This window comes from Ralstonia pickettii (assembly GCF_000607165.1).
In the GTDB taxonomy this organism is placed as follows: domain Bacteria; phylum Pseudomonadota; class Gammaproteobacteria; order Burkholderiales; family Burkholderiaceae; genus Ralstonia; species Ralstonia holmesii.
Map to the genome: position 1 here is coordinate 23,509 of NZ_JFZG01000033.1, position 23,061 is coordinate 46,569.

Genomic DNA, 23,061 nt, shown 5'->3' on the forward strand with positions numbered 1-23,061 from the left:
GGCCGTGAGCTATGCTGCTGCGTGGCGCTCCAGACGTGCACGGGCGGACGCCACCATGGGTTGGCTGTTGAAGAAGGCCAACAAGTTTTCCTTCTGCCGGGCAGTGAGTTTCGACTCTTCAATCATCTGCGGCCACGCCTTGACCGCGTTTTGCACGGTTTGCATAACGACTGTGGCCAAAGGTTTCTCGGGCAAGCCTAGGTTCTCGCTGAATCTGCGTAGGATTGTCGGACTCAAGCGCTGCTTCGGTGCAGGCTTATCCTTTGGCGGCGGCGGCAAGAGTTCTGGCGGGATGATGTAGAGCCCGTGCCCTTGGCGGTTGTTGTAGGCGCTGTAGGCCACGATATCGTACGCTGGCGAAAGCGTTGGGCTTACACCGTCCAGGTAGAGCACACCGATGTTCTTGATGTGCATGTCGGGGTTTCCCAGCAACTCGTTCACGGTGATCCGGCGCAGCAACTCATGGATCGCCGGTTCGCCAAGTGTGGGTTCGTCCAACATGACGGCGGCAATGTCGAAGTAGCTCGAGCGGTATTTGTTCTCGGGCTGAATCTCCAGAATCTGCCCGAAGTCTTCCGCGTGGATACGGCCACCAGGGGACCGATCAAATCGCGTGACGGCCAGAAAGTTTGTCTTGCCGGTCGTTTCATCCCCCAAGTCGTAATTGTGCTCAACGGCGAGCTTTTCCAACGGCTCGAGCGTGACCTCGCATACCGTGACGCCGGCTGCGGCTGCAAGGCGCAGGGAAAGGTCTTCAAGTTCCGGGAGGAGGGCGTAACCAACCACCGGCAGCTTGGCGATGATGTGCGTGTCCTGCAATTTGGTACGCGCCACGTAGCGGTCGCCTTCCTTCAAGACGCCCAGCTTGGCTTGCATGCCTGATACCGACATGCCGTCCTCCATCGGCTCAGCGACTACGCTCATTTCGAGCGAATCAGCGTCCTGTGTGACCAGGTGAGCGACCTCCTGGAAGTCGAGCTCAACGGGACGCGCGGAGACGTTACCAGGCAGGTCTCGCCCCGTGGCAGCGAGCATTTCAAAGTGATCATCCGGTTCGCACTTGCGTTCCGCTGCGATGTGGTCGCGGAACACGCCCTCCGGCAGCAATCCCTGAAAGAATGCCGGGAGGAGGAAGGCGTCCTTTTTGGCCGAGTAGCTGCCGTTGAATACCGGCTGGGTGACATCTGCCCAGAACGCGCGCTGCTGAGCAGGGTCTGCCGCCTGCATAGAGAGGGAGAGCGTCGGCGGTTGCGGCAGGTCGATGTAGTCGTCGCTCGCGACGAAGCGAATGATCGGGTCATCCGTCCCGTACTTGAACAGGGTGCCGACACGCAGCGTGCCGATGTTGATTGCCAGGGCGCGAAACAGCATCACGCGCCTCCCTTGCGCACACGTGCCAGTCGCGCTTGGACTTTGCTTTGGATTCCCGAAGTCCGTTCCTTTCCGGATTCGCTACCTCGGAGTGAGGCCTTCAGACCATCAATGCGGAGTTGTGGGCGCTCAACGGTCGAACGGGCACTATTCCCGGACGGAAACATTGCACGCGCCTCTTTGGGTACCAACACCAACTCCAAGCCAAGCCGGTCGGCCACCGCCATGAGCGTGGACACTTTGAAGTCTTGGTCGCCGCTCAGCACGTGGCTGAGTGTCCTGTATGTGACTCCTGCGTCGGCGGCGAGCTGCATCTTGCCGTACCGACGCTTGCTCGCGCGCTCGGCGAGCGCCTTCGAAACTTCGCCCAAAGTGATCATGGTGGTACTAAAGTGTCATTGCTGATCGAAATTATACTTTAGTACCATCTTCCAAACTTTCCAAGGGGTGTGTAGAAGTAGTAGTAAAGTATCAACCGGCGCGAGGATGATACTTTAGTATCACTTCTGACTTGCACCAAAGTGCAATTTCACAAGCAAATGATACTTTAGTACCTGAGCGGAGCCGGGTGCTCGCCCATGTGCGTCACCAGGCGCTATGGTGCGCTCCAGACGGGGTCTTCCCAAGCGTGAGTGCCGACGTCTACCCTCACTCCACTCGTGGTTTGCACGGCGGCGCGTCGATGAAACCAACGTGGGATAGATCGACGGTAATTGCGCTCTCAAATCGGTCTGTGCCGGTGTAAGGTCGTGCCCACTGACGACGCTCCTTCGGTGTTCTCTTCGAGCAGACGCGCTCGTGGCGGCGCTTCCACACCTTGCATAGCCCCTGCATGTCGCGGTTGAAAATGGTGAACAACCGAAACTCTGCGCCGCAGTGGTTGCAGCTGGCATAGCCAGTGTTGTTGAGTCCCGTGGTCGAAATCAGTCCCGGCAGGCACCCAAAACTGGATCGTCCGGCGCCACGCCATTTGCGATCGCCATCGCACGATAGTTCTCGTGAAGCTCGTGGCCGCCATCGACCACGTCGCTGAAACTGTCGCCTCTAACCATCTTGAGTCGGACCGCGAGGTTGTGTGCCGCACCCCGAAGTAGGAAGCCGGCGCACATCGCAGGATTGCTCGTGCCGGAATCGTGGCAGGCAAAAGTATGGGAACTCATGTCGTACGCCGTCTCCGCCGAATGACGAAACGCCTCGGCCGGAAACTCCCCAACGGCGTCGACGCGCCATGGGCACTTGTCGCACGGGCGACGTCGATAGCTTCCTTTCCCGCCCTCGGATGTCACCACCTGGTGATCAGGGCCCGCTGGTCGTGTGCGCGTGATTTCTGGTGCTGATCGAGACATCGACATTCCCTCTTTGGTAACCCAGATCATGGTGCGATCGTGACGAGCGTCGAGCAATGCCCATTACGCAGCATTACCCGAAATCCGGATGAGAAACAGTTCCCAGAATGCAGGGTCCATGCGTCGTGCGCCGCCTTCCCACAATTCCCATGCACGAGTCGTCTTGTAGATGAGCCGCGCAGCTGCAGCCTGGGAAATGCCAGCGCGTAACCGGGCAGCTTTGATATCGGCCGGCGGAGGATTGCCGGGAGGGCGGGGTGCGTCCTGCCGGCGTTCAGTGCGAAACGGCATCAGTGATCCGTGTAGATGACGTGGCCGACGACCTGGCCGTTGGCCAGCAGGGCCGACGAAGCATAGTGAAACGGGCACTCTTCATCCGTATTCATGGGCCTCTGTGCGCCCACTGACACTGCATGCAACTGACCATCCTGATCGCAGTAGAAAAAGTCCGGGAGCGGCCCGTCAAAGCAGTCCTGCAGGTCGAATGCCCGGCTGATCGCAGCTTCTGTGGTTGGCCACAGCTTCTTCTTACCGTCGTCGAGCACGCGCACCTCGAAAAATCGAGAGGCATACAAGGCGTTCATTTCGGCCTGCTGGTCGCGAATGAGCTGGCACGCAGCACTGTAGGCCTCATTGATGCCCTTCGTTTCGAGAATGCGGTCAATAGTGGGGTTTGCCATGTTCGTCTTCTGGCTCTCACTTCGTTATTCGAGATTGGACAAAGCGTCTTCGGGGTCGGTGTCGGTCAACATGACCTGTGCGGCGCAGGCCCCTTGCCATGCCTCCGCTTCGTGCGGATGGGTCGCACGATCGAATCGGTAGCCCTCGGGTGCCGTGTACCCGCGGATCTCGTAGAGCTTTCGCGCAAGGGCATTGGTTTGGTCAATCACTTCCTGTTCGGTACGCATTCTTCACTCTCAAGATGGTTTGCGCGGGCATTGCGCCGTGGCGCCGATCACAGATCAAACGATACCGAACAATGTTCGGCGTTCAAGCCTGCCCAAGAACGGTTTGAAGGTGGAGAAACAAACAGATTCCTGTTGGGAATTGTCGTGCTATCCTTCCAACGAATTCCAACGGTAGCTGGGCCGAATGCCAGCCTGCCGCTGCCAACCGGCTGCGGTTCTATTCACCGCCAGGTGGATCTCTTCAACCCATGCGGGGCTAGTGACCCCATGGGGCGCCTGCTTCGCTGATTCCTTTTCGGAGCAGGAAATGTCGATCAATAAGCTTCACCCGCATGATGTCCAGGTAACTGGAGGCCTTCTGTCGCTGGTGCTGGTGATTCGCAACGCTGCAGTGCTGTACCAGTCCGAAGCGGTCATGGCTCACCTCCTCGAGCTGCCGCTGCCCAAACCAAGCGATTACTTGATGCGTTGTAAGGACTTGTTCTACAAGACCTATGCAGAGCAAGTGACGAAGGTCGGGCTCTCTCTGGATGACGCTACTTTCCAGGCAATCGTTCTCGGACGGCTGCCGGCAGAGGTGGTGGATGCGAAGTTCGGTGATTTGGAAGCGAACTGGGTGTTCAATCCAATCCGCCGCGAGACGTGGCGCAAGCTCTAATGCAAGCCGCACCGTGCCCACAATCGACATTTGTCGGCTGTGGGCATCGTGTCACCTTCGATTCAACAGAGGATCTGCCGAGAATGAGCAGGCTCTTTCCAGAAATTCCTGGAAAGAAATTGTGACGGTCTGAGCAGTAGCATCAACGCCTTGGGGCACGAGTTGCCCTGATGGGGTTTGCTCGTGCTCCTTTCAGGAGGGGTACGGAAATGAACATGAAATCGGACACGGCAGAGTTTGACACCGAGATCGTCGGGTTGAACAAGCGGCAGTTGACGGCGCGGGTGCTGACGATGGAGCAGGAACAAGCCAAGCGTGAGCAGCTGCTTGGAGATCCTGCCAGGCTGGCCGAGTACGCGGTAGACAAGGGTCTGCCAGTCAGCGAAATGCGAGAGTTGCTCCAGGCTAACCACCGGAACAACGCTCCGCGCCTCGCGCGGTACAAGGAAGTTCTTGCAATCAAGCCCGATGCTCGGCGTGTGCAATTCGGTTGGACGGAATTGCCGCCCGATGCAGTGTTTCCACCCAGTGTCGGTGACCAGCATCAATCACCTGGCGTGGCCAACCGAAATCAGAGTGCAGACACGTCGCATTTAGTGGCACTCCATGAGCGCTTATTGCGTGAGCGCGCCCGGCTCGCAACAGCCGGATCCGAAGAGGAAAGGGCTGTGCGGCAGGTATGGGTCGCTCAGGCTGAGCGCGAGCTCGAGGGCGAACTGAAGTTCCTCGGCATGGATGGCGGTACTGAGGTTGCCGAAATCAGTGACGATGATGTGCTGGCTGAGCTTGGGAAGTAACCCGCCGGGCCAGGTTTCAGCGGCCAACCTCCAGAGACGTCGACATAGGTAACCAGGTTTACCGACGAATCGCGGAGGTCGTCCGTTTTGCAGGGAGCTCGCCGGCGCAGTAGCCGCCGGATTGAAGCCAACCAACGCGGCCTCTGAGCCGCGGTTCTGTTCACCACCTGGTGGACGTCTTTAACCCATGCGGGGCTTGTGACCCCGTGGGGGCACCTGCTTCGCAATTTTCTTTGTAGGAGCAGGAATATGCTGAACATCAAGCCCGAGTCGAGTACCCAAGTCGTAATCGAGCCTTCCGGCCTCAACGTCAATCGCGTGCTCGAGGAGGGCACGCCGGAAGTCTCGCAAAAGCCGACGAACGACTCTTCCTTTCCAGACCGTGTGCGATTTAACTGGGGATTCCACGATGGAACTGCCGAGGCAGAGCGGGCAAAGGTACGTGAAATGGATCAACATCCTGATCGTGTCTATGCCGCGGGCTATGTCCGTGGCGTACTGGCCTGGAAGAATCTGGGATACCGACCTGAAACAAGCGATGAAGCGTGGTCAACATTCCAGGGACATCGTGCCGGGCGGGCAGATGGAGAAAATCCGGAAAACGAAATCCCAGGCCCCGGAGAGTGCCAGACCTATCTGTACGATGACGGGACCGATTCGGGCTTCATCATTCGAAATGAAGGGAATGGCCTCTTCAAAGCGGAAGAGTGGCGCAACGGTGATATTGCTGACATCACGTATGGACCATACGCGCAGATGAAAGCGTGGACCGACACAGAATCGTCTTCCCACAATGCCTGGCGTACAGCAAACGGCTATGGCTCATTGCCGCTGCGCACGCTCAGCGAGTTATACGGGCTTTGGGATGCCCTCCGCGACGTCCCCGTTACCGAGGATGGCCGCAATCTTGACGGGGCGTTCCTGCACTTCTCCAAGGGTGTCGAAACGGAGACTGTTTGGCGCTGGTTTGAGGCACAGAACCCGAAGTTCATCGTGGGCGACGTGCAGCGAGGCATCCGGCACACAGCTTCCAATCAGGAAAGCGCGACAGTTTCGCAGGTAGCACGAACGCCATGGGAGCGTGATGACGTCCAGTTCCCGCGGCTGCTGGCCGAGATCCTGGCGACCCAGAATTCGTTGGACAAGAAGGCCCTGGCGGACTCCATGGGACTGTCACTGGAGCAGGTAGCGACTCTGTTCGATCGTGCCGCAGCAACCTGGGAGGCTTTCCAAGCAAAATCTGCATTGGAAGCAAACGGAGCCTCGAGTACCCCGGGATTAACCGAGGTACGAAAAGCCGTGCTGCAGTACACGGTATTGCACGACGACGATATCGACCTCTCCACGATTTCGTTGGAGGAAATTGGCAAGGCCTGCCGAGAGGGCGGCTACATTGGGGGAGATCTCATCGTGGTATCGGATGAGCATCTGACCCAGTCCCAGTTGGATGTCGAAGCAGCAAGGCTCGGCGCAGATCCCACGTTCTTTTGCATCGAGGGTGACGACGACGCCCCCGCGCCACCTTCGTTCTGAAGGTAGTCTTCAACAAGCCATCACGCCCGCCGTGGGTCCCACTAGGGGCCCCGGCGGGTTTTTCTTTTGGGCTAACCGACCGAAAATCGTGCCGCTGCGCGATTCCAGAAAGACCTTCGGCTGAAGCGCGGAGGGCTGTAAGTGCAGGACGGACGCTCTTCCGCATCGTCAAGATGCACCAATCTCGTTTCTGAGTTGATACGGTCCACGCTGAAGTTCCATGGCGAACTGCCGTTAATGCTCTTTGGCCGCGAATTTCGGCGTTTGCAGGCCCTAGAATGTCGGCAATCTTCGAGCAAGATGTGGGATACCGAGGGTGGACCCGAGCAGAAGCGCTCCTGTTGCGCTCTCGGGCCAGAACTCAAAGGAAAAGAATCGTGATCCAAATGTGCGAGCGAGATTACAAGCGCCTTCTGGAAGGGCGGAATGCTTTGGGAGCCGCCCTGGCCGCACTGGTCAACGCGCCTGACGTGGCAACCTCAGAATTGGCCCCGCGTTCCGAAGTGCTGGAGCATGCCCGGGCTGTCCTTGCCGAGTATGGTGCACACCAAGCCTTCGTGCTGGAATCAACCTAACGGAAGAAGCCCATAGAAGGCACCAATTATCAGGACAACAGGATGAGTAAGCGATTCCCGCTCCAATCGGTGTTCGATCAGCGGCCCCAGATCAGGTCTGCGCCGAAATTTACACTTAGCGACACTGCCCACATGGACAAGGAATCAAAGCTGGTCCTACTCGCTGCAGTAATGTGCGCGGTGTTTATGGTGGCGTGCATCTACGTTGTGTACTTCCTAGGCTGGACCAAATCTATCGCTACTTTCGTGAGTCCCCTTGGGGTTGCAGTACCTTGCGTTCTGCAAATGTCGATCGTGTCCAGAATGGACGGGGAAACAGGGAGGGCGCGAGCTAGCTCGCTTGCGGGTGGGTTCGCTATCGGCTACGTAGGCGGCGTGATTCTTATGGCGATTTTCGCTCTGACGTGGGATTTCACGATCAGGTAATTGACTGGAAAATTTTGTGAAGCTCAAAGACCTCACTCGCCTTCGCTTCTTTGACGAAAGCCGCGACGTCGGTGACGGCCCAAACTGGGCGAAGTGGCTGTTCATTGTGGCTGCTGCAATATCCTACAGCAGCATAACTCTTGGCCTTATCGGTGTGGCATTTGGGAAGGATCCAAGACCCCTGCTCGCTTTGATGGTGGTGAGCCAAGCGGTAGTGGCAGGTGCGTCATTTCATCTAGGCATGCCGGGCAGGGCTTGGAATGGACTGGTATTAGCTGCCGCATTCGCCGGGGTCTTGTGCCTAATGACTCGTTTCGCATGACGTATCTACTGTAGACCTCGGAAAAGGAGGGGGGATGCCTGACATTCCATTTGACGTAGTTGTCATCGTAGCTGGAGCAGGGCTGCTGCTAATGCTGGTCGCCGCCTTCTTCCTGAAGACAGAGAAGCCAGCAGAAACGCATGTGAACCGGAACCGAGCAAAGTGAAGGGAAAACGCCTGGTCGCTGAAACGTAGGGGGTGGTCGACCTCATGCAGTGGCCAGGCTGGGGCGATGTGATGACTCGACGCATCAAGGAACGCGCAACGGCCTCGATGCCGTAACTCTGACCACGAAAAAAGATCGCGATGTTGGAAACGTGGATTCAATGGACATGTGACGGCTGTGGAGTCACAGAGATGCACTCGCAATCGGATGTGGCGAAGGGCCAGGTGCGAGCATCACTGAAGAGCGGCGGGTGGCGATCGCATGGGCGCCTTGACTATTGCCTTCGTTGTGTGAAGTCTGGCGCGGCGGGGCGTCGTGAGACCAACATGGGTTTGACGGCCGAATAGCAGGAAAGTTACCAAGCTGCGGGTCTGTAACGCGATCTGACCAGGAAAAAACATGCGACTGGTTCACGAAATCTCCGACCACACAAAACGATGGTGGGATTTGGTGTGGTTCCTGCCAGCGGCGGCGGAGCAGCCAGAGGGGCAGGATTGGGCGGAGCTGCGTAGCCATCCATGCGGAGGCATGTCTTGCAACTATCTGGATGGCTGGGTTCTGCCTGTTGCTGGAGCGCCAGCTTGTCAGGACATGCTCCGCGACATCGTAGATGAGGCCTGGTGCACGGACCAACTGGGTCTCGATTACGGAGTGAGCGACTCAGCGAAAGCAGAGTACGTGGGCTATTTGGCAGGGAAGGGCTTGGAGCCCGGCGAGTTGAGCATGCTTCAGCAAGGCGCCTACCCGCTGTCGGCCACCAATCGCGTGCTGGACACCCTCGGGATTGGGGAAAGTCCCGCTTCTGGGGCGCTGCTCATGGTCCTTGGTCCCAACTGCGACTAGATCGGGAAAAACGAAATGACGACTACCTCTACCTACTTCGGTTCGGTCCTTCTGGGGGCTGCAGCTGTGTACTTCGGTCTGTACGGGGCTAACCCAGTCTCGGTTTTGTTCATCGCCGTCTGCGTGATGTCAATGCTTCTGCCAGTCCTCATGGGAACCCGCCGCAAGGTGGCACTGGTGCGCATGGGTGGCGCAGTCGCGGGCGCACTGCTGATGGGACTTCTCGCTTGGCGGATCAGTACGCCCATCGGCCAAGCGGCGGTGGGAAGTCGTGCTAATGAAGAGAGCGTCAGCAAGCTTCTGCAAATGCAGGCAGAGAGCCGTATTGCCACGCTGAAGATCGAGGCGAAGCGAAATCAGGCTCAGTCGCACTGACCACGGAAAAGCATGACTGCCAGCAACGAGATTCCTCGAATCGAGGGTATCCCGTCGAAGGACGGGGCCTACTGGTACTACAAGCGCGGCGCGGTGTTGCCGAGCTTGGTGCAGGTTGGCACGCGCGATGGGGAGCGAGTCATCAAGGATGGCTCCTCAGTCCAACGGTATTGGTGGCCAGGTGAGTTCTTTGTTGGTCCGATCGAACCTCCCTTTGCGACCCCCGTGGACTTGGCGAACGCCTACAGAACGCATGGCGAAGAGCCACAATACTCTGACACGGTGAGCGGCAAGGCTGTTCGCTGATACACGCAGGAAATAAGAACCGGATACGACGATGGAAACGCTGACAGATAGCGAGCGCATCGCGCTTGTCGAGCTATGGAAAGCAGAGTTCCTGCATTGCATGGATACTCGTCGCCCTGTCTATCCAGGTGCCGTTGGTCGCGACGGTATGCGGCTTGTAAAGAAGGGCCTGGCGGAGCGGATTGGCCCAGTTACAAACGAGGCCGGCGCTCGCTATACCGCCTAGGCTTACCGAAGCAGGCAAAGCTCGTGCTGCGCAACATGTACCAGCCGCAATGCGGAACTCGACCTTCTCTGGAATTCGCCGTTGAGGCCTGAAGGCTGATAGGAAACGCACAAGATGACCTACCAATCTGTTACCACCTGGCAAGCCGAGGACTTCGAAGTCGAGGTGCGCTACGGCTTCTTCTCTACGGTCGAGGCTGCGGCCGAGATGGCACGCAATGGCATCGAAGGCATCTTCGTAGACGGCGGGGGCTTGTGGGCCGATCTGCGTGATCGGACGCGGGCGCCAGTCCGGGAAGGTTCCTTCACCGTCCGCCGCTTGCGCGAAGGTTCCCGCAGAGCAGCGAGTCATCGGGCACTGACCATCGAAGACTTCGATGTCGTTGCCATGAGCGCCGACGCAATGCGTAAGGAGCCCGCAATGCGGAGCTTTGGTTCGAAGTCCTATGGCGTGGTTGACGCGGCCGGCAAGCCGGTGATCCTTCCCAACTAATCCACGGGAAAAGCATGGCAGGCATTACGGGGTTCAGACTGAGGCAAACAAGCACCTCGCAGGCGGCGAGGGCTAAATCGCCGGCAAAGCGGCCAGCTGCCCTATACGATCAGCAAGCGCAGGATCGCGTCATGGCGAAGATCAACGCGATGGGTGAGACGTTTTATGCCATGTCGGAGAGTGAATACGACGACTGGCTCGATGCTCTTCCCCAGGATGAGTTCTTTGAGTTCATGTCAGTGATGATCGAGTCGGATGACAGACAACGACAGGCAAGTAGTCGAGCAGCGTAGCAACGGAAAAACTGAGGGAATGGCGATGTTCGCACCAACCACAGATCAGCGTGCGCAGGCACAAATCGACACACAGGCCCACTCTGGCAAGTTCATCCGAGACGACGGAAGTGCCGATCGATTCCGTACCAGCAGCCAAGCTCTCGCAGTCGTGTGGGCTGACCGCGCGATCGAGGCCGCACGGCGCAAGACGCCCGACCGTGTGGTCTGACAAGGAAAAATGCCCGTGAGCCGAAACGGTAAGAAGCCGCTCGATTGGGCCGGACTGCCTCGTCTCGATCCTCGTTACTACAACGAGGAAAGGGAGCTGATTGGTCATACCGTTGTCCCGATGGATCGTCCGTCGGATGGGGTGTTCTGGTGTCGAATTTGTGGAGGGCACCCGACCGATCCTATACATCAGCCCGGATATAAACCGTAACGGGAAAGGAAACAACATGGCCATCTGGTTAGCACTCGGACTTGTCGCACTCGTGGCTCTCACCATTGCCGTCGCTGCCCAACGCCGCGCGGCTGATGATCCCGCTGTGGACCGTGTCCGTTCAGCCGTTCAAGAAGTTTGGGAGTCGGTCCGTCACGTTGACGCGAATGGTGTCGAGCAACGACACAAAGATGGTGATCAATGAAAGGAAAAGTCAGATGAAAATTGCGCACCGATTCGCTCTGAGTATGGGCTGCGTACTGATCTACTCAATGATCGCCATTGGGCTCTTCTTTATCGTCCACCGTGCATGGAATGGCGTTTGCGGGAATCTCAGCCTCTCGCCCATGGCAGATAATCCGCCACTAGGTCTATGCGCTCTGTCCGGCCTCGCCTTACTGGCCTATTTGCCGCTGGCCGGTGCTGGAGTCGTCTACCTCGTCGCCTGGATCTATCGGCGCTTGAGAGGCGCTGACAAGGCCTCCGAACTTCCCAACGAGTTCATCAGCCCGGTGCCTCGCGCCCGCTAACTGGAAAAATGAAAGCGAAAGAACTGCGAGCGCTCATTGAGGGCATTGCCGACGATCAGGACATCGAGCTGTGCATCGAGACGGATGAGATGCAGTTGTGGAGCGGCCAAATTGAGTCCGCATCGCTTCAGGCCGGCGAGACCGGCAACCCGTGCGTTGTCGTGCAATGCGGCGATGACGAAGTGAACGCTGCTGATGCTGGTCCTCCGTATGGGAACGCCGAGAACGATCAAGTAGAAGTGGTGGTTCGCGCGCCTGACATTCATTAATGGGTAAACAGTAATGAGCGCATCAAGAGAAAACTTACTTCGCGTGCAGCAGCAACGAGACGCCGTTAGAGCCGCCTGCAAAGCAGGCGGCATTCAGAACGATGTGCGGCTTGCAGCTGCCGACGCTGCGTACAAGGAGGCGGAAAGGCAGTATCGCGAAATTCAACGCGGGAAGATTGTGGCCGGTGTGTGCTTTGCGGCGGCGTGCGGTGCGGTTGGGCTTGCCCTCGGCTTACCCGCTTGGGGCGTTGCAGCCATCTTCTTGGGTGGAGTCGGTGTGGTCAAACTCCTGACTATTTGAACAGGGAAGAAAGCATCTCTTGCAGAGCTTCGAGAACACGATTAGGAAAATCTGGCGCGAGATGCGCACCGCAGCGGCCGGAAGCCGACAGTGACCTCAACAATGAAGACTTTGCCTTTGACACTGGCTGTCGCGATGCTTGCGACAGGGATGAATGCCTACGCTGCAGGTGCTCTGACCGAACTCGAGCTGCTTAGTAGCGCCGCCAACGCCTACGCGGCTATTAATGCCACCGCCTTGTACGATGGCGCAGACGTGCGCGAGAGGGTGATGACGATTCCGCATGGATCGTCCTATGGACAATCGCTCCACCCGTCGACCGACGCGCTGAAAGCTATGGGATATCTGCCTCCTGGCGCGAGTGGTGGAGACGTCAGTCTGGAATTCACCCCGTCTGGATGCAACAAGGGGAAGGCGCACAAATGCTCCCTGATCGTGTACGCGACCGTTGCAGGCGCAACGAAGTCGAGATCTTGGCCGATCCGTTATGACGAGCAGGTACCCGTGAGGGTCCAGGCGATGCCTGTTTCCTGTGCTAGTGGCGGAGGCTCCGACATCGTCAGCGGTGGGAAAGTGGATTGCCGTCGTGGCGGCCAGATCAATTGGGAGTTGGTCGGCCGGAAGGCGACAAACGGCGAGACGCAAGTAGGCAAGTAGGCAAGTAGGACGAACAATAATCGTGATCCAAATGTGCGAGCGAGATTACAAGCGCCTTTTGGAAGGGCGGAATGCTTTGGGAGCCGCGCTGGCCGCGCTCGTCAACGCGCCTGACGTGGCAACCTCAGAATTGGCCCCACGTTCTGAAGTGCTGAAGCATGCCCGGGCTGTCCTTGCCGAGTATGGGGCCCACCAAGCCTTCGTGCTGGAATCAACCTAATGGAAACCAACATGAGCGATTCGAATGAATTCCGCGTGCAAATCAACGGGGGGCCCGAGCACGTCATCGCCGTTTTGACCGGCGAATATGGTCTTGCTGCTCTAGCGAGTCTGGCGATGGTTGAGCACGAACAACGTCGGGGGGCCGGCCAGGACTACGACGTCGTGAAAATTTGGATTCCTGAGCAGGTTAAGGGGGGGTACGGACCTTACTTCTACGCATGGGATGGCCACAGTTTCAGCTCATGCGTTCCTTCAGAACGCCAATGGTAAGACGCACAGGCAAAAACTTGCGCCAGTTTTTGAGATACTTGACCGTTCTCGGTGCGCAGTAGGGACCTCGGAAAAGGATATGAAGAGTGCAATGTTTCTGGTGAAGCATCGGCAATCGCCAAAGCTGGCGGCAATTGTTGAGTACAGCGAAGCCTCTGGACGGCGGGGAAAGGTTCTGGTCTCCGAGCCTATTGCCGACGATTTCACCAACGAGACGCTGATTGAGGTAGCGCGTCGCCTTGTCCCGCAAGTTAGCGGCTACCACGTGATCTTGCCGGTTGGCGTTGACCTATAACACCACGAAAGGATCATGGCGGGCATTGCGGGGTTTAGGCTGAGGCGAACAGGCACCTCTGAGAAGGCGAGGGACACCTCGACGCGAAGTAAGCCAGCGGCCCTATACGGTCTGCAAGCCCAGGATCGCGTCATGGCGAAGATCAATAGGATGGGTGAGTGACGGGCCTGAACGGCAGGCCGCCCAGGCACGCAGGATCGTGACCGGAGATTCGAAATTGGATATCGATAGCAACAACATTGACCTGACGACGATGGTTGAGGCTGCAGACCGTGAGTTGCTGGTGGCCGGCCTGCAATCGCTGTACCGCGAGCGCGTAGCTGCGCGAAATGCAGCCGTCTCGGTAGCGATCATGCGCGGGGGTGAGCAACCGGCAGATGAGATGTTTGGTATCGGCGAAGTTGCTGCGCTCCTGCGTCGCGTAGGGGCAGCGCCGGCCTCGTTCTGATCGGAAGAATCCAACTTCACAAGACGTTAGAGAACATCGTTAATGAAAAGAACGGTCGCAATCGTCGGTACAGCAAGCGTCTTCTACACCCTTGGCCTATTCACGCCAATCTGGATTGCGCGATACACACACAAGCAAGATATTCAGGGCATCGCCGACCACTGCAACAAACTCACTTCCGATAGCGGGAGAGTGGGAGATGCCAGCAAGACCTTCTTCCGAGAGTGTTTCAACCAGAATGTTGCCTCTTTAGTTGAGGCACGTGAGAAGTCGGCTGCGCGAGAAGCTGGTGATCTTGCAAGAAGACTGGACTAATTCTAGGGGTGGGTCGGAATAATTGGTGAGTTCGAAATGAAGAAGATAGGTCGATGGACTCAACGGGATGTGGTCTTTGCGTGCTTGATGCTGCTGCTGTTCATCAACGGCTTGGTTCTTCACGATGATTTTCTCTATGGCGGCGGAATCGGCTGCGTCGCCCTCGCGGTGATCTGGTACATGGGCCGTGGGCCGGGAGGCAACCCGCGCACAAGCGACAAGATTGAAAAAGGTTGGCCTTTCCAATAGCCAGGAATCATTAAGAAAAAGTCCATGCTGCGAACGATGTGAAACGTGTCCGTCGAGCCAGCCCGCCCATGAATCGCTTGAACCCTTGGTAGAGGAAGGTGTCGATGCGCATTGTTTGTAAATTGAGTGGTTGGGCGGCCGCAGTGGCGTGTGCAACTGCGTGCACGCATGCACCCAGGAGTGAGCCCGTTTATCTCACGATGACGGTCCAGTCGACTCAGTGCGTTCTGGAGGAGATCGGTAGCGGCTACAAGGCCAATATCGTGCGTTTCAAGGGTTCGCTACGCGAGATCGATCCCCAAGTGTTCCGATGCTCAGTAGAAGTACCAAAGGCGGAGTTCGAAGGAAAGTTGGGCGTCTGCACGATGCGCGGGTACACCCTTTCGTCCGGGAGCCTCTTCAAGGGAGATCGCACGACGCGACGCAGCTCATGCGACATGCGTCCATTGCGGAACTCGAACATGTATGTCGAAGCGACTGGCATCGACCAGGACTCTTGCGACTGGATTTGTACGCCAGCAGCGAGTCGATGATGGCCGGCGGCGAGGCCTCTTGGCCATGCTTGGCGCTGGCCGTACCGCCAACCTGACAGAAAAATCCATGGAACTTCTCGGAATCCTAGTCGTGGTGCTTTGGGCGCTGCCGATGTATGTCGCAATGGGTTTTGACAAAGACCCGGGCTCGACCTTCACAGGCGTATTCCTATCGAATTCAGCGATCGCTGCGGAGATATATGCCCTGTCGAGGCTGCTTTCCGTTCTCTCCGGGGACAGGCGATTCTGGGTGATCCTGTGCCTCCTGCTCCTGGTCGGAACGTACTACGGGGTTTGGTACGTCTTCTCTGAAAATTTCCGAAGATTGCTAGGCAGTTTGCTGCGTCGTCACTAGAGTCCGCGCCCCACACGTCAGATAGCAAGAGAGAGCAGGTACAGGGCGCTTGATGTCCGCGTTCGGCTGGCAGGCGAACGGCTCCATTTGGCCTGGCGGTTGTCGATTGCGCATCGCCAGCAGGCCGATCGACCCAACTTCTCTGTTGAGCCGTCATAGGGCTTGAAGAGCGCTGCTGTTGAACCGACCCAAAGTGATGCCGCTGCGCGAATCCTGAAGGGACTACGGCTGGGATTGCTGTATTTACCGAACGGAAGCGCTCCGGCCTCGGCAAGACCGTCACCCCCGGTCCTGAGCTGAACCAGTCAACGCTGAAGTTCCCTGGCGGACTGCCGATAATGCCTTTTGGCCGGGATGCCGGATTTGCAGGCCCTAGATTGCCGGGAATGTTTGAGCAAGATGTGGGATGTCGAGGCAAGCTCCGAACAGAAGCGCTCCCGATGCGCTCTTGGGCCGGATTTCAAAGGAAAATGCTCGTGAAGAAGATTCTCACACTAATCGCGTGCCTTGTGCCTCTGCTGGCCATTGCGCAACAGCAGACGTCAGCCTCTGGGACCTCGAAGCCCAAGATTGACAATGGCTCTGTGCCAGCATCAGTTGTGGACCGGGACGGCGCATACATCGAGTACAAGGCAGTGTTGTCAGACGGCAAGACGTCGATCGACCTGGGGCAGTATGTGCAAGCACAGGAATGTCTCCATCGCCTTGAGCTCGCCTCCACATCGCCTGAATTCTCCCGAGCGATCCAACAGCGGCCGATTCTTTACCTCCAATGCGTGGCTTTGCGCAAGAAGGACTGAGAACAATATGTCGAACAAGGCATTCATATCTGACTGGACGAAGGTCATCCATAGTCTGCCGATGGACAGCGCCGCGGAGCAGGTGCATGAATCGAAGATGCAGCAGGGAGGGCAGGGCACGCCCGAAGCTTTTGCGGTGGGTGACACTGTTACCTGGACCAGTCAATCAAGCGGATACACCCGAACCAAGAAGGGCGTGATCGAAGAGGTTGTGCCAACACAAGGCAAGCCAAACCGAGATCAGTTCCCGCAGTTGTACCGGAGTGCCGGCGTAGGGGCCCCACGCAATCACGTTTCGTACGTCGTTCGCGTCGCTGGCAAGACGGCGAAATCGGCCGGAACCGTGTACTGGCCACGTAGTGCCGGACTCAAGAAGATGTAAAAACTGGCGCTCGCGCGCCCCACACGTTGGCTGGTTGCCAACTCAAGAGGTTCCAGAATGCTGAGCATTGGCGTAGGTCCCGCCCTGATCCTAGCTTGCGTACTAGGTGCGACGGTCTTCGGGGTTCCTGTGGTCGTTCTTGCCCCGGTGGCTGCACTGGTTATGTGCTTGGCTGCGTACGGCGTCTCCCGTGATACGAACATATTCCACCTCGGTTTCGTAGTGGTAGGGATCGTTGTAGGAAAGATGCTGGTCAAGTTCATAAATTCTGCACTGGCGAGCCAAGGGGAGCGGTTTCTCGAATGGCCAGGGGTCCTGGCCAACGCCTTGACGTCAAATGGCGTGATTATTGCCGTGTCGGTCATTGCGTTTTTTGTTGCAATGCTCCTGGGCATCTTCGGACCGTTGAGGAAGCTTGGGAAAGGCGACGATGTTTCGAAGGACGGCGAAAGCCGCTAATCCCGAGGACTGCGCGATGAGCAAATCCAATCAGGCAGACGTTTCACACGCGCTGCGCATTGTCGGTGCAGAGGATTTCTCTGACGATGGGCAGTCCGGGGTTGTCACGGTTTCTGGGGACTTCGCATCAGCCATCATGGGTCAACTGGCCTCAGACCCTGAAGCGCGGCGACGCATGGGGCTCGATGATCAACCGGTGCGCATCAGTCGGATGGGCGGCCTGGAGATCTGCTGCAACGGCTTCTACATCGAAGGCCGTGGCGTGCGTGCAGTTGTGCACCGTGCGGCACGTTCTGTCATGAACTGCGCACGCCTTTCAACTGGCACGCTCAAGCCAGGGGATGCGTGCCCGCATTAAGGATAGACGTCAGACCGTTGTTATCGTCGATCAGCCATAAGCCAAAGCCATAAGCTATGAAGCACACAGTAAGTTCCGTAAAGCAGGTCAGCAGCGCCACCGACAATGCTACGAAGATTGTCGCTGAGTTCTGCCACGAGGTTCTGGAGGAGGCAAAGAAGCGGCAGCGCCGTCTTTCTTCCATAGCCGACCTTGAGGCGATTCTCGACTCCGAGCAGCTCGCGATTGCAGGCGATGCGAGGGCAGGTATTCGACATCTCGCCGCGAGCGTGCTCGATGTCAGTGAGCATCATCAGAAAGGCGCTATGGCCGGCCGGTTTGACGAAACGCTCTCGCAACTCGCGAAGATCCAAGACGAGGTCGAATCGACCTATCGTTGGCTCCACGCTTTGTATGCGCGGGATTAAGGTGAGCTAGTCGGCACGTCAAATAGCCGCGCACGTTCCGGCGAGCATTGTGTCGTCCGGTGAAGCAGAGCGCTCTCGAACGAACTAGTCCAAGAAAAGACGATGAAAAAATTGTTAGCGGTTGCGTTGATGATGGTGGTGGTGGTGGCTAAGGCCAACGTCAACGCCAACGCAGGGGATACGGGCCGGTATCGCGCCTTGCCGTCAGACAAAACCGTGGCTGGCTTGGTGACTAGGTTGGGCGCCCAAGATGGCCTGGTCGTCAAATGGGCCGCAGGCTATGACGTCGAGGTCGATAGTGCCGAGGCATTCACCAATGAGGCTAACCTCAGCTCTGCATCGTCGCTCGTCGAAGCGGTGCAGCGTATTGTCAAGCTGCTCGCGACGAAACCGGTGGCCGGTGAATTGGTGCCGAAGGAAACGCCGCTTGTGGCATGCGTGTACGCCGAAGGTAAGGGGTACATCGTCGTCCGTCCCGTTGGCGAGTCATGCGAGGGTCCGCGCCAGCGACCATAGGAGGTGTCATGCCGGTATACACCGAGAGCAACAACAGCATCTTCAAGCCTGAACTGCCCGCGGACCCTTTGGAGCTGGCGGACCTGCGTCGCCGAAACAATCCGAACGGAGAGCCGGTCGGGAATTTCACGGGGCGTTGTGCACATTGCGGCAGCAGCGATTTGTGGGACGACAATCTAGCGTACGGCTGTAATGCTTGCGGCGCGCTGCTCGGCGGCAACTGAGTGAACACTCGTTCGACGCAGGAATCGCAAGAGTTCGGCGAAAACACGGGTACGAAGCCCCGTGTCTGGGAGACCAGGGATGCAAACCAGACTAAACATTGGAATGTCGTTCGCCGGCGTGGCGGTTTTCGCCGCCGCGATCGCTGCCGCGCCCATGCTCCAGCACAACCCATTGTTGAAATGGGCCATCTACCTCATCGGTGGCGCGCTGTTGTCACCGTTGGCTCTAGCCGTCTTTCCAGGTGATGGAACGTCGGAAGCAAAGCAAGTGCTAGAACTGGATCCGTACTCTGGCGATCCTGCGGACCTGCGCCTGGATAATCCGTATCGTGAGATTGGGGTGAATGGTGAGAGTCTCCAGCGGCACTTCGATTGACAAAAGGGAAGCGATGGAAAGCCTTGGCCGTTGGAGAGAACCGAATCCCTTCATTGGACCGACGGCAACCGTGCAGTGGGTGGCTCCTGGTCGCTCGGGGATTCAGACATGGATCGGCCTCGTCGATGGCCACAAGGTCGCCACAATCAAGCGGCAGCCCGGGCACGCCGGGTCAAGCTGCACGGCGCTCCTGGATGGCTGGATGTGGAACATGACGAAGATTTCTTCTCCACTGCCCGTTAGCGAAAGCGTTGCCCGCAGCTTCGAATCAGTGCCGGCGGCGAAGAAGGCCATTGCCCTAGCTGTCAGTCTCCACCCAAATCATGCCGATGGGTGTAGTTGAGGAACGAATGACATGTTGTTCAGGTTGATATACGCATTGATGAATACGCCGAAAGAGGTCTGTGCTAAGTACGGACACGTGCCGGGGGATCTCGCTGAAACGTCTGGCAATGGGCACAAATGGACGTGCAGGCGTTGCGGGCAGAATGGCCACACCCCTGAGGGTCGTTAATCTGCGCACTTGAGAACCGGCTTGGCAACCCCGCTGATACGCGGGAAAGGGCTTATGGTCGCGGTTCGGAAAGCGATTTCGGACAGTTAGGCAGTGACGGTTGCAGCAATCCCTTGTCACGCCACCACGAGAACGTCGCAAAGAAGTTCCAGACGATCGGAAAGATCAGCCGTCCACCGGCTCCCGTCTGGAATAGCGGGACTGCTCCTACTCCAACGAAATATGGGAGCTTTGCGGTCCTTCGAGCCGGCGACATGCCGTCACTTCCCCCGTCGGTCGAGCGCTGAACAGGGCCTCTAGAAAGGCTCGTGTTGTCGTCCATAATTCGTCCATGAAAACCATTTCTTTGCGGCGTGCCAGACACCAAGGAGACTGCAAGGTGTTGGTAAAGGGGGCACGCATCCCGGTTACTCTCGGCGCAGGCTTTACGTCCAGACGGAAGGCCGCAGACGAGAGTTACGCATGCGACATCTCCAAATTCGAACAACAGGGGCAGCAATCATGAGCGCAGTCAATGACTTCCTCGAGAACATCGACGAGCAGGACCTGCGGGCCGCGGTGGCCGAGATCAAACAGGTTCACGCGACGGGCATCTTGCCGGATGGCGTGGTGCGGCGCCTCACCAGGGGTTTGGTTGATCGCACCCGCATTCCGACCGCGGAAGCTCGTGATGTCGTTGAAAAGGCCGTATTGCGCATGGCGGCCTTCCGATGGGCTGGCGTTTGACGCCATAGCCAACAGATAAACTCGGCGACGAGGAAAATGAGATGAGTGGAAATCTGGGCTGGAAAGGGAAGCGGGTCAAACATGCAGATGGCCGCACCGGAGTGATTCGTTCCGAATCCCTTGGGTTCTGTTTTGTCGGCCTCACCATCGCCATCGACGGCATCGAGGCGACAGACTGGGTGCAGTTGAATAGCAACGGTCCTGATACAGGCGCATTCGGTTGGTGTTGGAATGCCTCGATCGATGACGAGCCGGAGAATTGGCTACCGCTTGGCGACCACAACAGCAAAGCTGCCTAACCTGACCAGATTCGCGATGATGAGCAAGAACATAATCGACCAGGCTTCTTTGCCAGAAGGCTGGGTTGCCGAGCAACATCCCAGTTTCCCGGAGGTTGCGGTCCTGACTAGGCCAAACGGTGGCTTTGTCAGTGTCGACCTGCAAAAGCGAATCTTCAGCCTCGGCTACTGTCGGCCGCATTTTCCTATGAGTGGAGCTGCCACCTATGGAGGGCGCGGCTGGAAGTCGCGCATTGTTGCCGATGCTGTTGCTTGGCTGAATCGCCAGATGGCTTAACCCGCCAATAGCCAATTCGGAAAGGGCGGCCAACATGAGCTACGTTGTATCTGAGGTTCCGACATCAACGTTGATCCTCCTCCACTCGGGTACCAATCAAAATGGACCACTTCAGGCCGTTGCGTGAACCAGCACGCAGCATCTATGACGCTCTTGTGCGGGAAGCGTCCAAGCGCAGCGAGCGTACGGTAGAAGAATGGCTAGCGGCGGAGCCAGTTGCGGTCCATCGCGAGGCGAGCTTTCAGGCCGACAAGTTGGGGCTGAAGAGGCCGTCGATGCAGGATGTCGAGCGTGCAGAACGATTGGCGACGGGGCATACGGACTACGCGTCAAAATGGGCAATCGGCGTTGCTGAAGCCATGACGCCCACCCGCGGCTAACAGAGCGATGCTGCTGCACTACGAGACGGTTGCGGACGCCCAGGCTGCGGCATTCCAGTTGGAGCGACTGGGGGGAACGGCATGTCGGTTGCTCGAGCAATGCGTCGGAGCGCAAGAGTTGAAACGCACGAAGGTCTCCCAAACGGCGCTCAGACTTTCCGACGCCGGCTTCCTCTTCATCCGAGAAAGCGGCAACTTGTGGCGGCAGGAGATAGCGCTGCTTCCCTCTTTGGCTGGCGAGGAGGCGCTCGACGCTCTTGCCCAGATGCAAGCGAACAAGCGCGCTATCGTCGGTACGGACGAGAAGGACCATCAATGAGCCAGTTGCAGCCTGTCGAAGAACTTTGTTCGAGCATTCGAGGCATCTTTGAGCATTTGCTTGCCATCGAAAAAATCGCCGGCACAGCGGGGACGTGCTTGTACGGGTCGATCCTGCTCCAGCAGGCGCTCGACCGATTTGGAAACTGTGAAACGGTGGTCCGCGGTGGGGATGGGGCCGGTGACGGCGGCGCGCAGGACAAGACCGGGGCCTGGCACGGCCACTATTGGGTCGAAGGGCGGACTCAAGATGGGAAACCGTTCTTGGCCGATATCACAGCGGATCAGTTTGGCTGGCCGCCCGTCGTCGTCCTCCCGTTGGGAGAGGGGCGCGGAAGATACCAACCTGGCGATGACGCGACTTGCGGTCGCGCGGTAGAGTTTGAGCTTGCTCAAATGCTTGGCGCCGGTGGTGCGCTTGAAAAGGCCGCTGCGCAATGAAGCCGCCGGCACCACTTTTCGAGTTGACGTACCAACACAACCGGCGCAAGCACCGACACCGGTGTCGATGCTGTTTGCGGATCGTGGAAGCTGGGGAACAAGTCTTGATGGCGCGCGTGCCTACGGGTTTCGTAGTCGGCCAAAACAAGACCTGGGTCTTGCATCTCGCTTGTGGCGACAAGCAGCATGGCAAAGGGCCATGGTTACATCGAGACGCACTGCGGCAAAGTGGAGTGGAGCACCTGAGAAATTCGGGATGGACGAAACTGCACGATGACCCTCGCGCCCGCCTGACCGGCAACTGGCAGCGCATTGAGGACGGCACGTTCGTTCCAGACTTGAGTCAGGAAGCCGACGACGTCCGGTTGGGATATATGACGGCGGACCAGCTGGAGAGTCTCGGCGCCCGCATGCGAGCTGAGTATGCGCGGGCGATGCATGAGCTAGGCGCAATGCCACCATTCGCGGACCTTATGGGTGCCGATGGCAACCCATAACGGGGGATGCGCGGTGACGGGTGCCGCACCAAAGACCGTGCCGGCCGAAGCCAGATAGCCACGGCTGAAAGCGTCCTTGACGGACGCCCAGATGAGCAACATCAAAGTGGCCCCCACGTTCAACAGTGATACCATTTCCTAGCAAGAAGTTCGGCGGCATAAAATGGCCGACGCTGTAGCTTGGTTCGCTGATTAATTTCGACCAGCCAGCGACAACTAGCGGTGGGATCCTCGTGGAAGAACTGAATCTAAGGAATTCGTACGCCCTCATCCCGTACGTCGCCGTAGGCGTGATGGCTGCTGTCAGTGCATGGTCCGCATGCAGTGCGTATCTCGGCAAGCGAAAGACAAAGCGCGCTGCGGAAGATTGTCAAACCGTCGAGCAGACGATCTTTCGATCTGAGGCGCTTGAACAGTTTTGGGCGCTGCGCATGCTACCCAATGCCTTGGCCGGCGAGGGCATGTTCAAGGAACACTATATCCGGGGCATGCTCTCGACAATTCGGCGGATACACGCCGATCTGCTGCAGCTGGCCAGGCAAGTTCAAATTGGAATTCCTCTGACGCCAGCACAGCGCGAACACC

At 57.9% G+C, this 23,061-nt stretch carries 38 protein-coding genes and 1 pseudogene; 34 read left to right on the forward strand and 5 right to left on the reverse strand.

Annotation, left to right across the window (positions count from 1 at the left end):
* Nucleotides 1–9: 9 nt before the first annotated feature.
* From BG83_RS0125780 to BG83_RS0125805, 5 genes are all read right to left on the reverse strand, one after another.
* A complete protein-coding gene (locus BG83_RS0125780) occupies nt 10–1,371 on the reverse strand; it encodes a type II toxin-antitoxin system HipA family toxin (protein WP_024979463.1) in 1,362 nt (453 codons plus the stop codon).
* On the reverse strand, nt 1,371–1,751 hold the full coding sequence (locus tag BG83_RS0125785) for a helix-turn-helix domain-containing protein (protein WP_024979464.1): 381 nt from the start codon (nt 1,749–1,751) through the stop codon (nt 1,371–1,373). Before BG83_RS0125785 ends, BG83_RS0125780 begins: the two co-directional genes overlap by 1 nt.
* 543 nt (nt 1,752–2,294) lie before the next feature.
* Nucleotides 2,295–2,747 (reverse strand): DUF6283 family protein, encoded by a 453-nt coding sequence (locus BG83_RS0125790; protein ID WP_231973527.1) that lies wholly within the window; start codon nt 2,745–2,747, stop codon nt 2,295–2,297.
* A gap of 260 nt (nt 2,748–3,007) precedes the next feature.
* The gene (locus tag BG83_RS0125800) at nt 3,008–3,397 is read right to left on the reverse strand and encodes a hypothetical protein (protein WP_024979467.1); all 390 of its coding nucleotides are present in this window, start codon (nt 3,395–3,397) and stop codon (nt 3,008–3,010) included.
* A 24-nt stretch (nt 3,398–3,421) separates the two neighbouring features.
* Nucleotides 3,422–3,625, reverse strand: a complete 204-nt coding sequence (locus BG83_RS0125805; protein WP_024979468.1) for a hypothetical protein — start codon at nt 3,623–3,625, stop codon at nt 3,422–3,424.
* A gap of 307 nt (nt 3,626–3,932) precedes the next feature.
* Here BG83_RS0125805 and BG83_RS0125810 point away from each other — a divergent pair, with 307 nt between their 5' ends.
* The 34 genes and pseudogenes from BG83_RS0125810 to BG83_RS0126010 form a co-directional block, all read left to right on the forward strand.
* Nucleotides 3,933–4,283, forward strand: coding sequence for a hypothetical protein (locus BG83_RS0125810; protein ID WP_024979469.1), 351 nt, complete (start codon nt 3,933–3,935; stop codon nt 4,281–4,283).
* A 215-nt stretch (nt 4,284–4,498) separates the two neighbouring features.
* On the forward strand, nt 4,499–5,080 hold the full coding sequence (locus BG83_RS29975) for a hypothetical protein (RefSeq protein ID WP_024979470.1): 582 nt from the start codon (nt 4,499–4,501) through the stop codon (nt 5,078–5,080).
* A gap of 249 nt (nt 5,081–5,329) precedes the next feature.
* Nucleotides 5,330–6,613, forward strand: coding sequence for a hypothetical protein (locus BG83_RS0125820; RefSeq protein ID WP_024979471.1), 1,284 nt, complete (start codon nt 5,330–5,332; stop codon nt 6,611–6,613).
* A gap of 1,357 nt (nt 6,614–7,970) precedes the next feature.
* Nucleotides 7,971–8,102: a hypothetical protein gene (locus BG83_RS30070; RefSeq protein ID WP_257784480.1), complete on the forward strand. Its 132-nt coding sequence runs from the start codon at nt 7,971–7,973 to the stop codon at nt 8,100–8,102.
* 399 nt (nt 8,103–8,501) lie between these two features.
* Entirely contained in the window at nt 8,502–8,945 is a 444-nt protein-coding gene (locus BG83_RS0125845; protein ID WP_024979475.1) for a hypothetical protein, read from the forward strand.
* 15 nt (nt 8,946–8,960) lie between these two features.
* Nucleotides 8,961–9,320 (forward strand): hypothetical protein, encoded by a 360-nt coding sequence (locus BG83_RS0125850; protein ID WP_024979476.1) that lies wholly within the window; start codon nt 8,961–8,963, stop codon nt 9,318–9,320.
* A gap of 12 nt (nt 9,321–9,332) precedes the next feature.
* Entirely contained in the window at nt 9,333–9,626 is a 294-nt protein-coding gene (locus BG83_RS0125855) for a hypothetical protein (RefSeq protein WP_024979477.1), read from the forward strand.
* A 31-nt stretch (nt 9,627–9,657) separates the two neighbouring features.
* A complete protein-coding gene (locus BG83_RS29465; RefSeq protein WP_048935418.1) occupies nt 9,658–9,852 on the forward strand; it encodes a hypothetical protein in 195 nt (64 codons plus the stop codon).
* A 114-nt stretch (nt 9,853–9,966) separates the two neighbouring features.
* Nucleotides 9,967–10,344, forward strand: a complete 378-nt coding sequence (locus BG83_RS0125860) for a hypothetical protein (protein WP_024979478.1) — start codon at nt 9,967–9,969, stop codon at nt 10,342–10,344.
* A gap of 131 nt (nt 10,345–10,475) precedes the next feature.
* Complete coding sequence (locus tag BG83_RS29590) at nt 10,476–10,637, forward strand: hypothetical protein (protein WP_156669041.1); 162 nt, start codon at nt 10,476–10,478, stop codon at nt 10,635–10,637.
* Between the two features lie 25 nt (nt 10,638–10,662).
* On the forward strand, nt 10,663–10,848 hold the full coding sequence (locus BG83_RS0125870) for a hypothetical protein (protein WP_152543762.1): 186 nt from the start codon (nt 10,663–10,665) through the stop codon (nt 10,846–10,848).
* A 275-nt stretch (nt 10,849–11,123) separates the two neighbouring features.
* On the forward strand, nt 11,124–11,588 hold the full coding sequence (locus tag BG83_RS0125875) for a hypothetical protein (RefSeq protein WP_064809138.1): 465 nt from the start codon (nt 11,124–11,126) through the stop codon (nt 11,586–11,588).
* Between the two features lie 8 nt (nt 11,589–11,596).
* Nucleotides 11,597–11,857: a hypothetical protein gene (locus tag BG83_RS0125880; RefSeq protein WP_024979482.1), complete on the forward strand. Its 261-nt coding sequence runs from the start codon at nt 11,597–11,599 to the stop codon at nt 11,855–11,857.
* A 403-nt stretch (nt 11,858–12,260) separates the two neighbouring features.
* Nucleotides 12,261–12,815: a hypothetical protein gene (locus tag BG83_RS28145; RefSeq protein WP_024979484.1), complete on the forward strand. Its 555-nt coding sequence runs from the start codon at nt 12,261–12,263 to the stop codon at nt 12,813–12,815.
* Nucleotides 12,816–13,046: 231 nt separating this feature from the next.
* The gene (locus BG83_RS0125900) at nt 13,047–13,307 is read left to right on the forward strand and encodes a hypothetical protein (RefSeq protein ID WP_152543763.1); all 261 of its coding nucleotides are present in this window, start codon (nt 13,047–13,049) and stop codon (nt 13,305–13,307) included.
* Between the two features lie 79 nt (nt 13,308–13,386).
* Nucleotides 13,387–13,602, forward strand: a complete 216-nt coding sequence (locus BG83_RS28410; protein ID WP_024979487.1) for a hypothetical protein — start codon at nt 13,387–13,389, stop codon at nt 13,600–13,602.
* Between the two features lie 217 nt (nt 13,603–13,819).
* The gene (locus BG83_RS0125915) at nt 13,820–14,050 is read left to right on the forward strand and encodes a hypothetical protein (RefSeq protein ID WP_024979488.1); all 231 of its coding nucleotides are present in this window, start codon (nt 13,820–13,822) and stop codon (nt 14,048–14,050) included.
* 402 nt (nt 14,051–14,452) lie between these two features.
* Entirely contained in the window at nt 14,453–14,614 is a 162-nt protein-coding gene (locus BG83_RS29595) for a hypothetical protein (RefSeq protein ID WP_156669040.1), read from the forward strand.
* 465 nt (nt 14,615–15,079) lie between these two features.
* Nucleotides 15,080–15,502, forward strand: a complete 423-nt coding sequence (locus BG83_RS0125930; protein ID WP_152543764.1) for a hypothetical protein — start codon at nt 15,080–15,082, stop codon at nt 15,500–15,502.
* Nucleotides 15,503–15,978: 476 nt separating this feature from the next.
* Complete coding sequence (locus BG83_RS0125935; RefSeq protein ID WP_152543765.1) at nt 15,979–16,302, forward strand: hypothetical protein; 324 nt, start codon at nt 15,979–15,981, stop codon at nt 16,300–16,302.
* A 7-nt stretch (nt 16,303–16,309) separates the two neighbouring features.
* A complete protein-coding gene (locus BG83_RS0125940) occupies nt 16,310–16,684 on the forward strand; it encodes a hypothetical protein (RefSeq protein WP_024979492.1) in 375 nt (124 codons plus the stop codon).
* Nucleotides 16,685–16,930: 246 nt separating this feature from the next.
* Entirely contained in the window at nt 16,931–17,143 is a 213-nt protein-coding gene (locus BG83_RS29980) for a hypothetical protein (protein WP_235193285.1), read from the forward strand.
* A 16-nt stretch (nt 17,144–17,159) separates the two neighbouring features.
* Nucleotides 17,160–17,501: a hypothetical protein gene (locus BG83_RS0125950; RefSeq protein WP_231973514.1), complete on the forward strand. Its 342-nt coding sequence runs from the start codon at nt 17,160–17,162 to the stop codon at nt 17,499–17,501.
* A gap of 56 nt (nt 17,502–17,557) precedes the next feature.
* Nucleotides 17,558–17,908, forward strand: coding sequence for a hypothetical protein (locus BG83_RS0125955; RefSeq protein ID WP_024979495.1), 351 nt, complete (start codon nt 17,558–17,560; stop codon nt 17,906–17,908).
* Between the two features lie 102 nt (nt 17,909–18,010).
* Nucleotides 18,011–18,424, forward strand: coding sequence for a hypothetical protein (locus tag BG83_RS0125960; protein ID WP_024979496.1), 414 nt, complete (start codon nt 18,011–18,013; stop codon nt 18,422–18,424).
* Nucleotides 18,425–18,432: 8 nt separating this feature from the next.
* A complete protein-coding gene (locus BG83_RS0125965) occupies nt 18,433–18,648 on the forward strand; it encodes a hypothetical protein (RefSeq protein WP_024979497.1) in 216 nt (71 codons plus the stop codon).
* A gap of 79 nt (nt 18,649–18,727) precedes the next feature.
* Nucleotides 18,728–19,024, forward strand: coding sequence for a hypothetical protein (locus BG83_RS0125970; protein ID WP_024979498.1), 297 nt, complete (start codon nt 18,728–18,730; stop codon nt 19,022–19,024).
* Nucleotides 19,025–20,039: 1,015 nt separating this feature from the next.
* Nucleotides 20,040–20,264, forward strand: a complete 225-nt coding sequence (locus tag BG83_RS0125980; RefSeq protein WP_024979500.1) for a hypothetical protein — start codon at nt 20,040–20,042, stop codon at nt 20,262–20,264.
* Between the two features lie 41 nt (nt 20,265–20,305).
* Nucleotides 20,306–20,563: a hypothetical protein gene (locus tag BG83_RS0125985; protein WP_024979501.1), complete on the forward strand. Its 258-nt coding sequence runs from the start codon at nt 20,306–20,308 to the stop codon at nt 20,561–20,563.
* A 16-nt stretch (nt 20,564–20,579) separates the two neighbouring features.
* Nucleotides 20,580–20,840, forward strand: a complete 261-nt coding sequence (locus BG83_RS28155) for a hypothetical protein (protein WP_037032527.1) — start codon at nt 20,580–20,582, stop codon at nt 20,838–20,840.
* A 101-nt stretch (nt 20,841–20,941) separates the two neighbouring features.
* Complete coding sequence (locus BG83_RS0125990) at nt 20,942–21,220, forward strand: hypothetical protein (RefSeq protein WP_024979502.1); 279 nt, start codon at nt 20,942–20,944, stop codon at nt 21,218–21,220.
* Between the two features lie 7 nt (nt 21,221–21,227).
* Complete coding sequence (locus tag BG83_RS0125995) at nt 21,228–21,539, forward strand: hypothetical protein (protein WP_024979503.1); 312 nt, start codon at nt 21,228–21,230, stop codon at nt 21,537–21,539.
* Nucleotides 21,536–21,979, forward strand: a complete 444-nt coding sequence (locus BG83_RS0126000) for a hypothetical protein (RefSeq protein WP_024979504.1) — start codon at nt 21,536–21,538, stop codon at nt 21,977–21,979. Before BG83_RS0125995 ends, BG83_RS0126000 begins: the two co-directional genes overlap by 4 nt.
* 730 nt (nt 21,980–22,709) lie before the next feature.
* Nucleotides 22,710–23,061: pseudogene (locus BG83_RS0126010) on the forward strand (hypothetical protein); the annotation flags it as partial.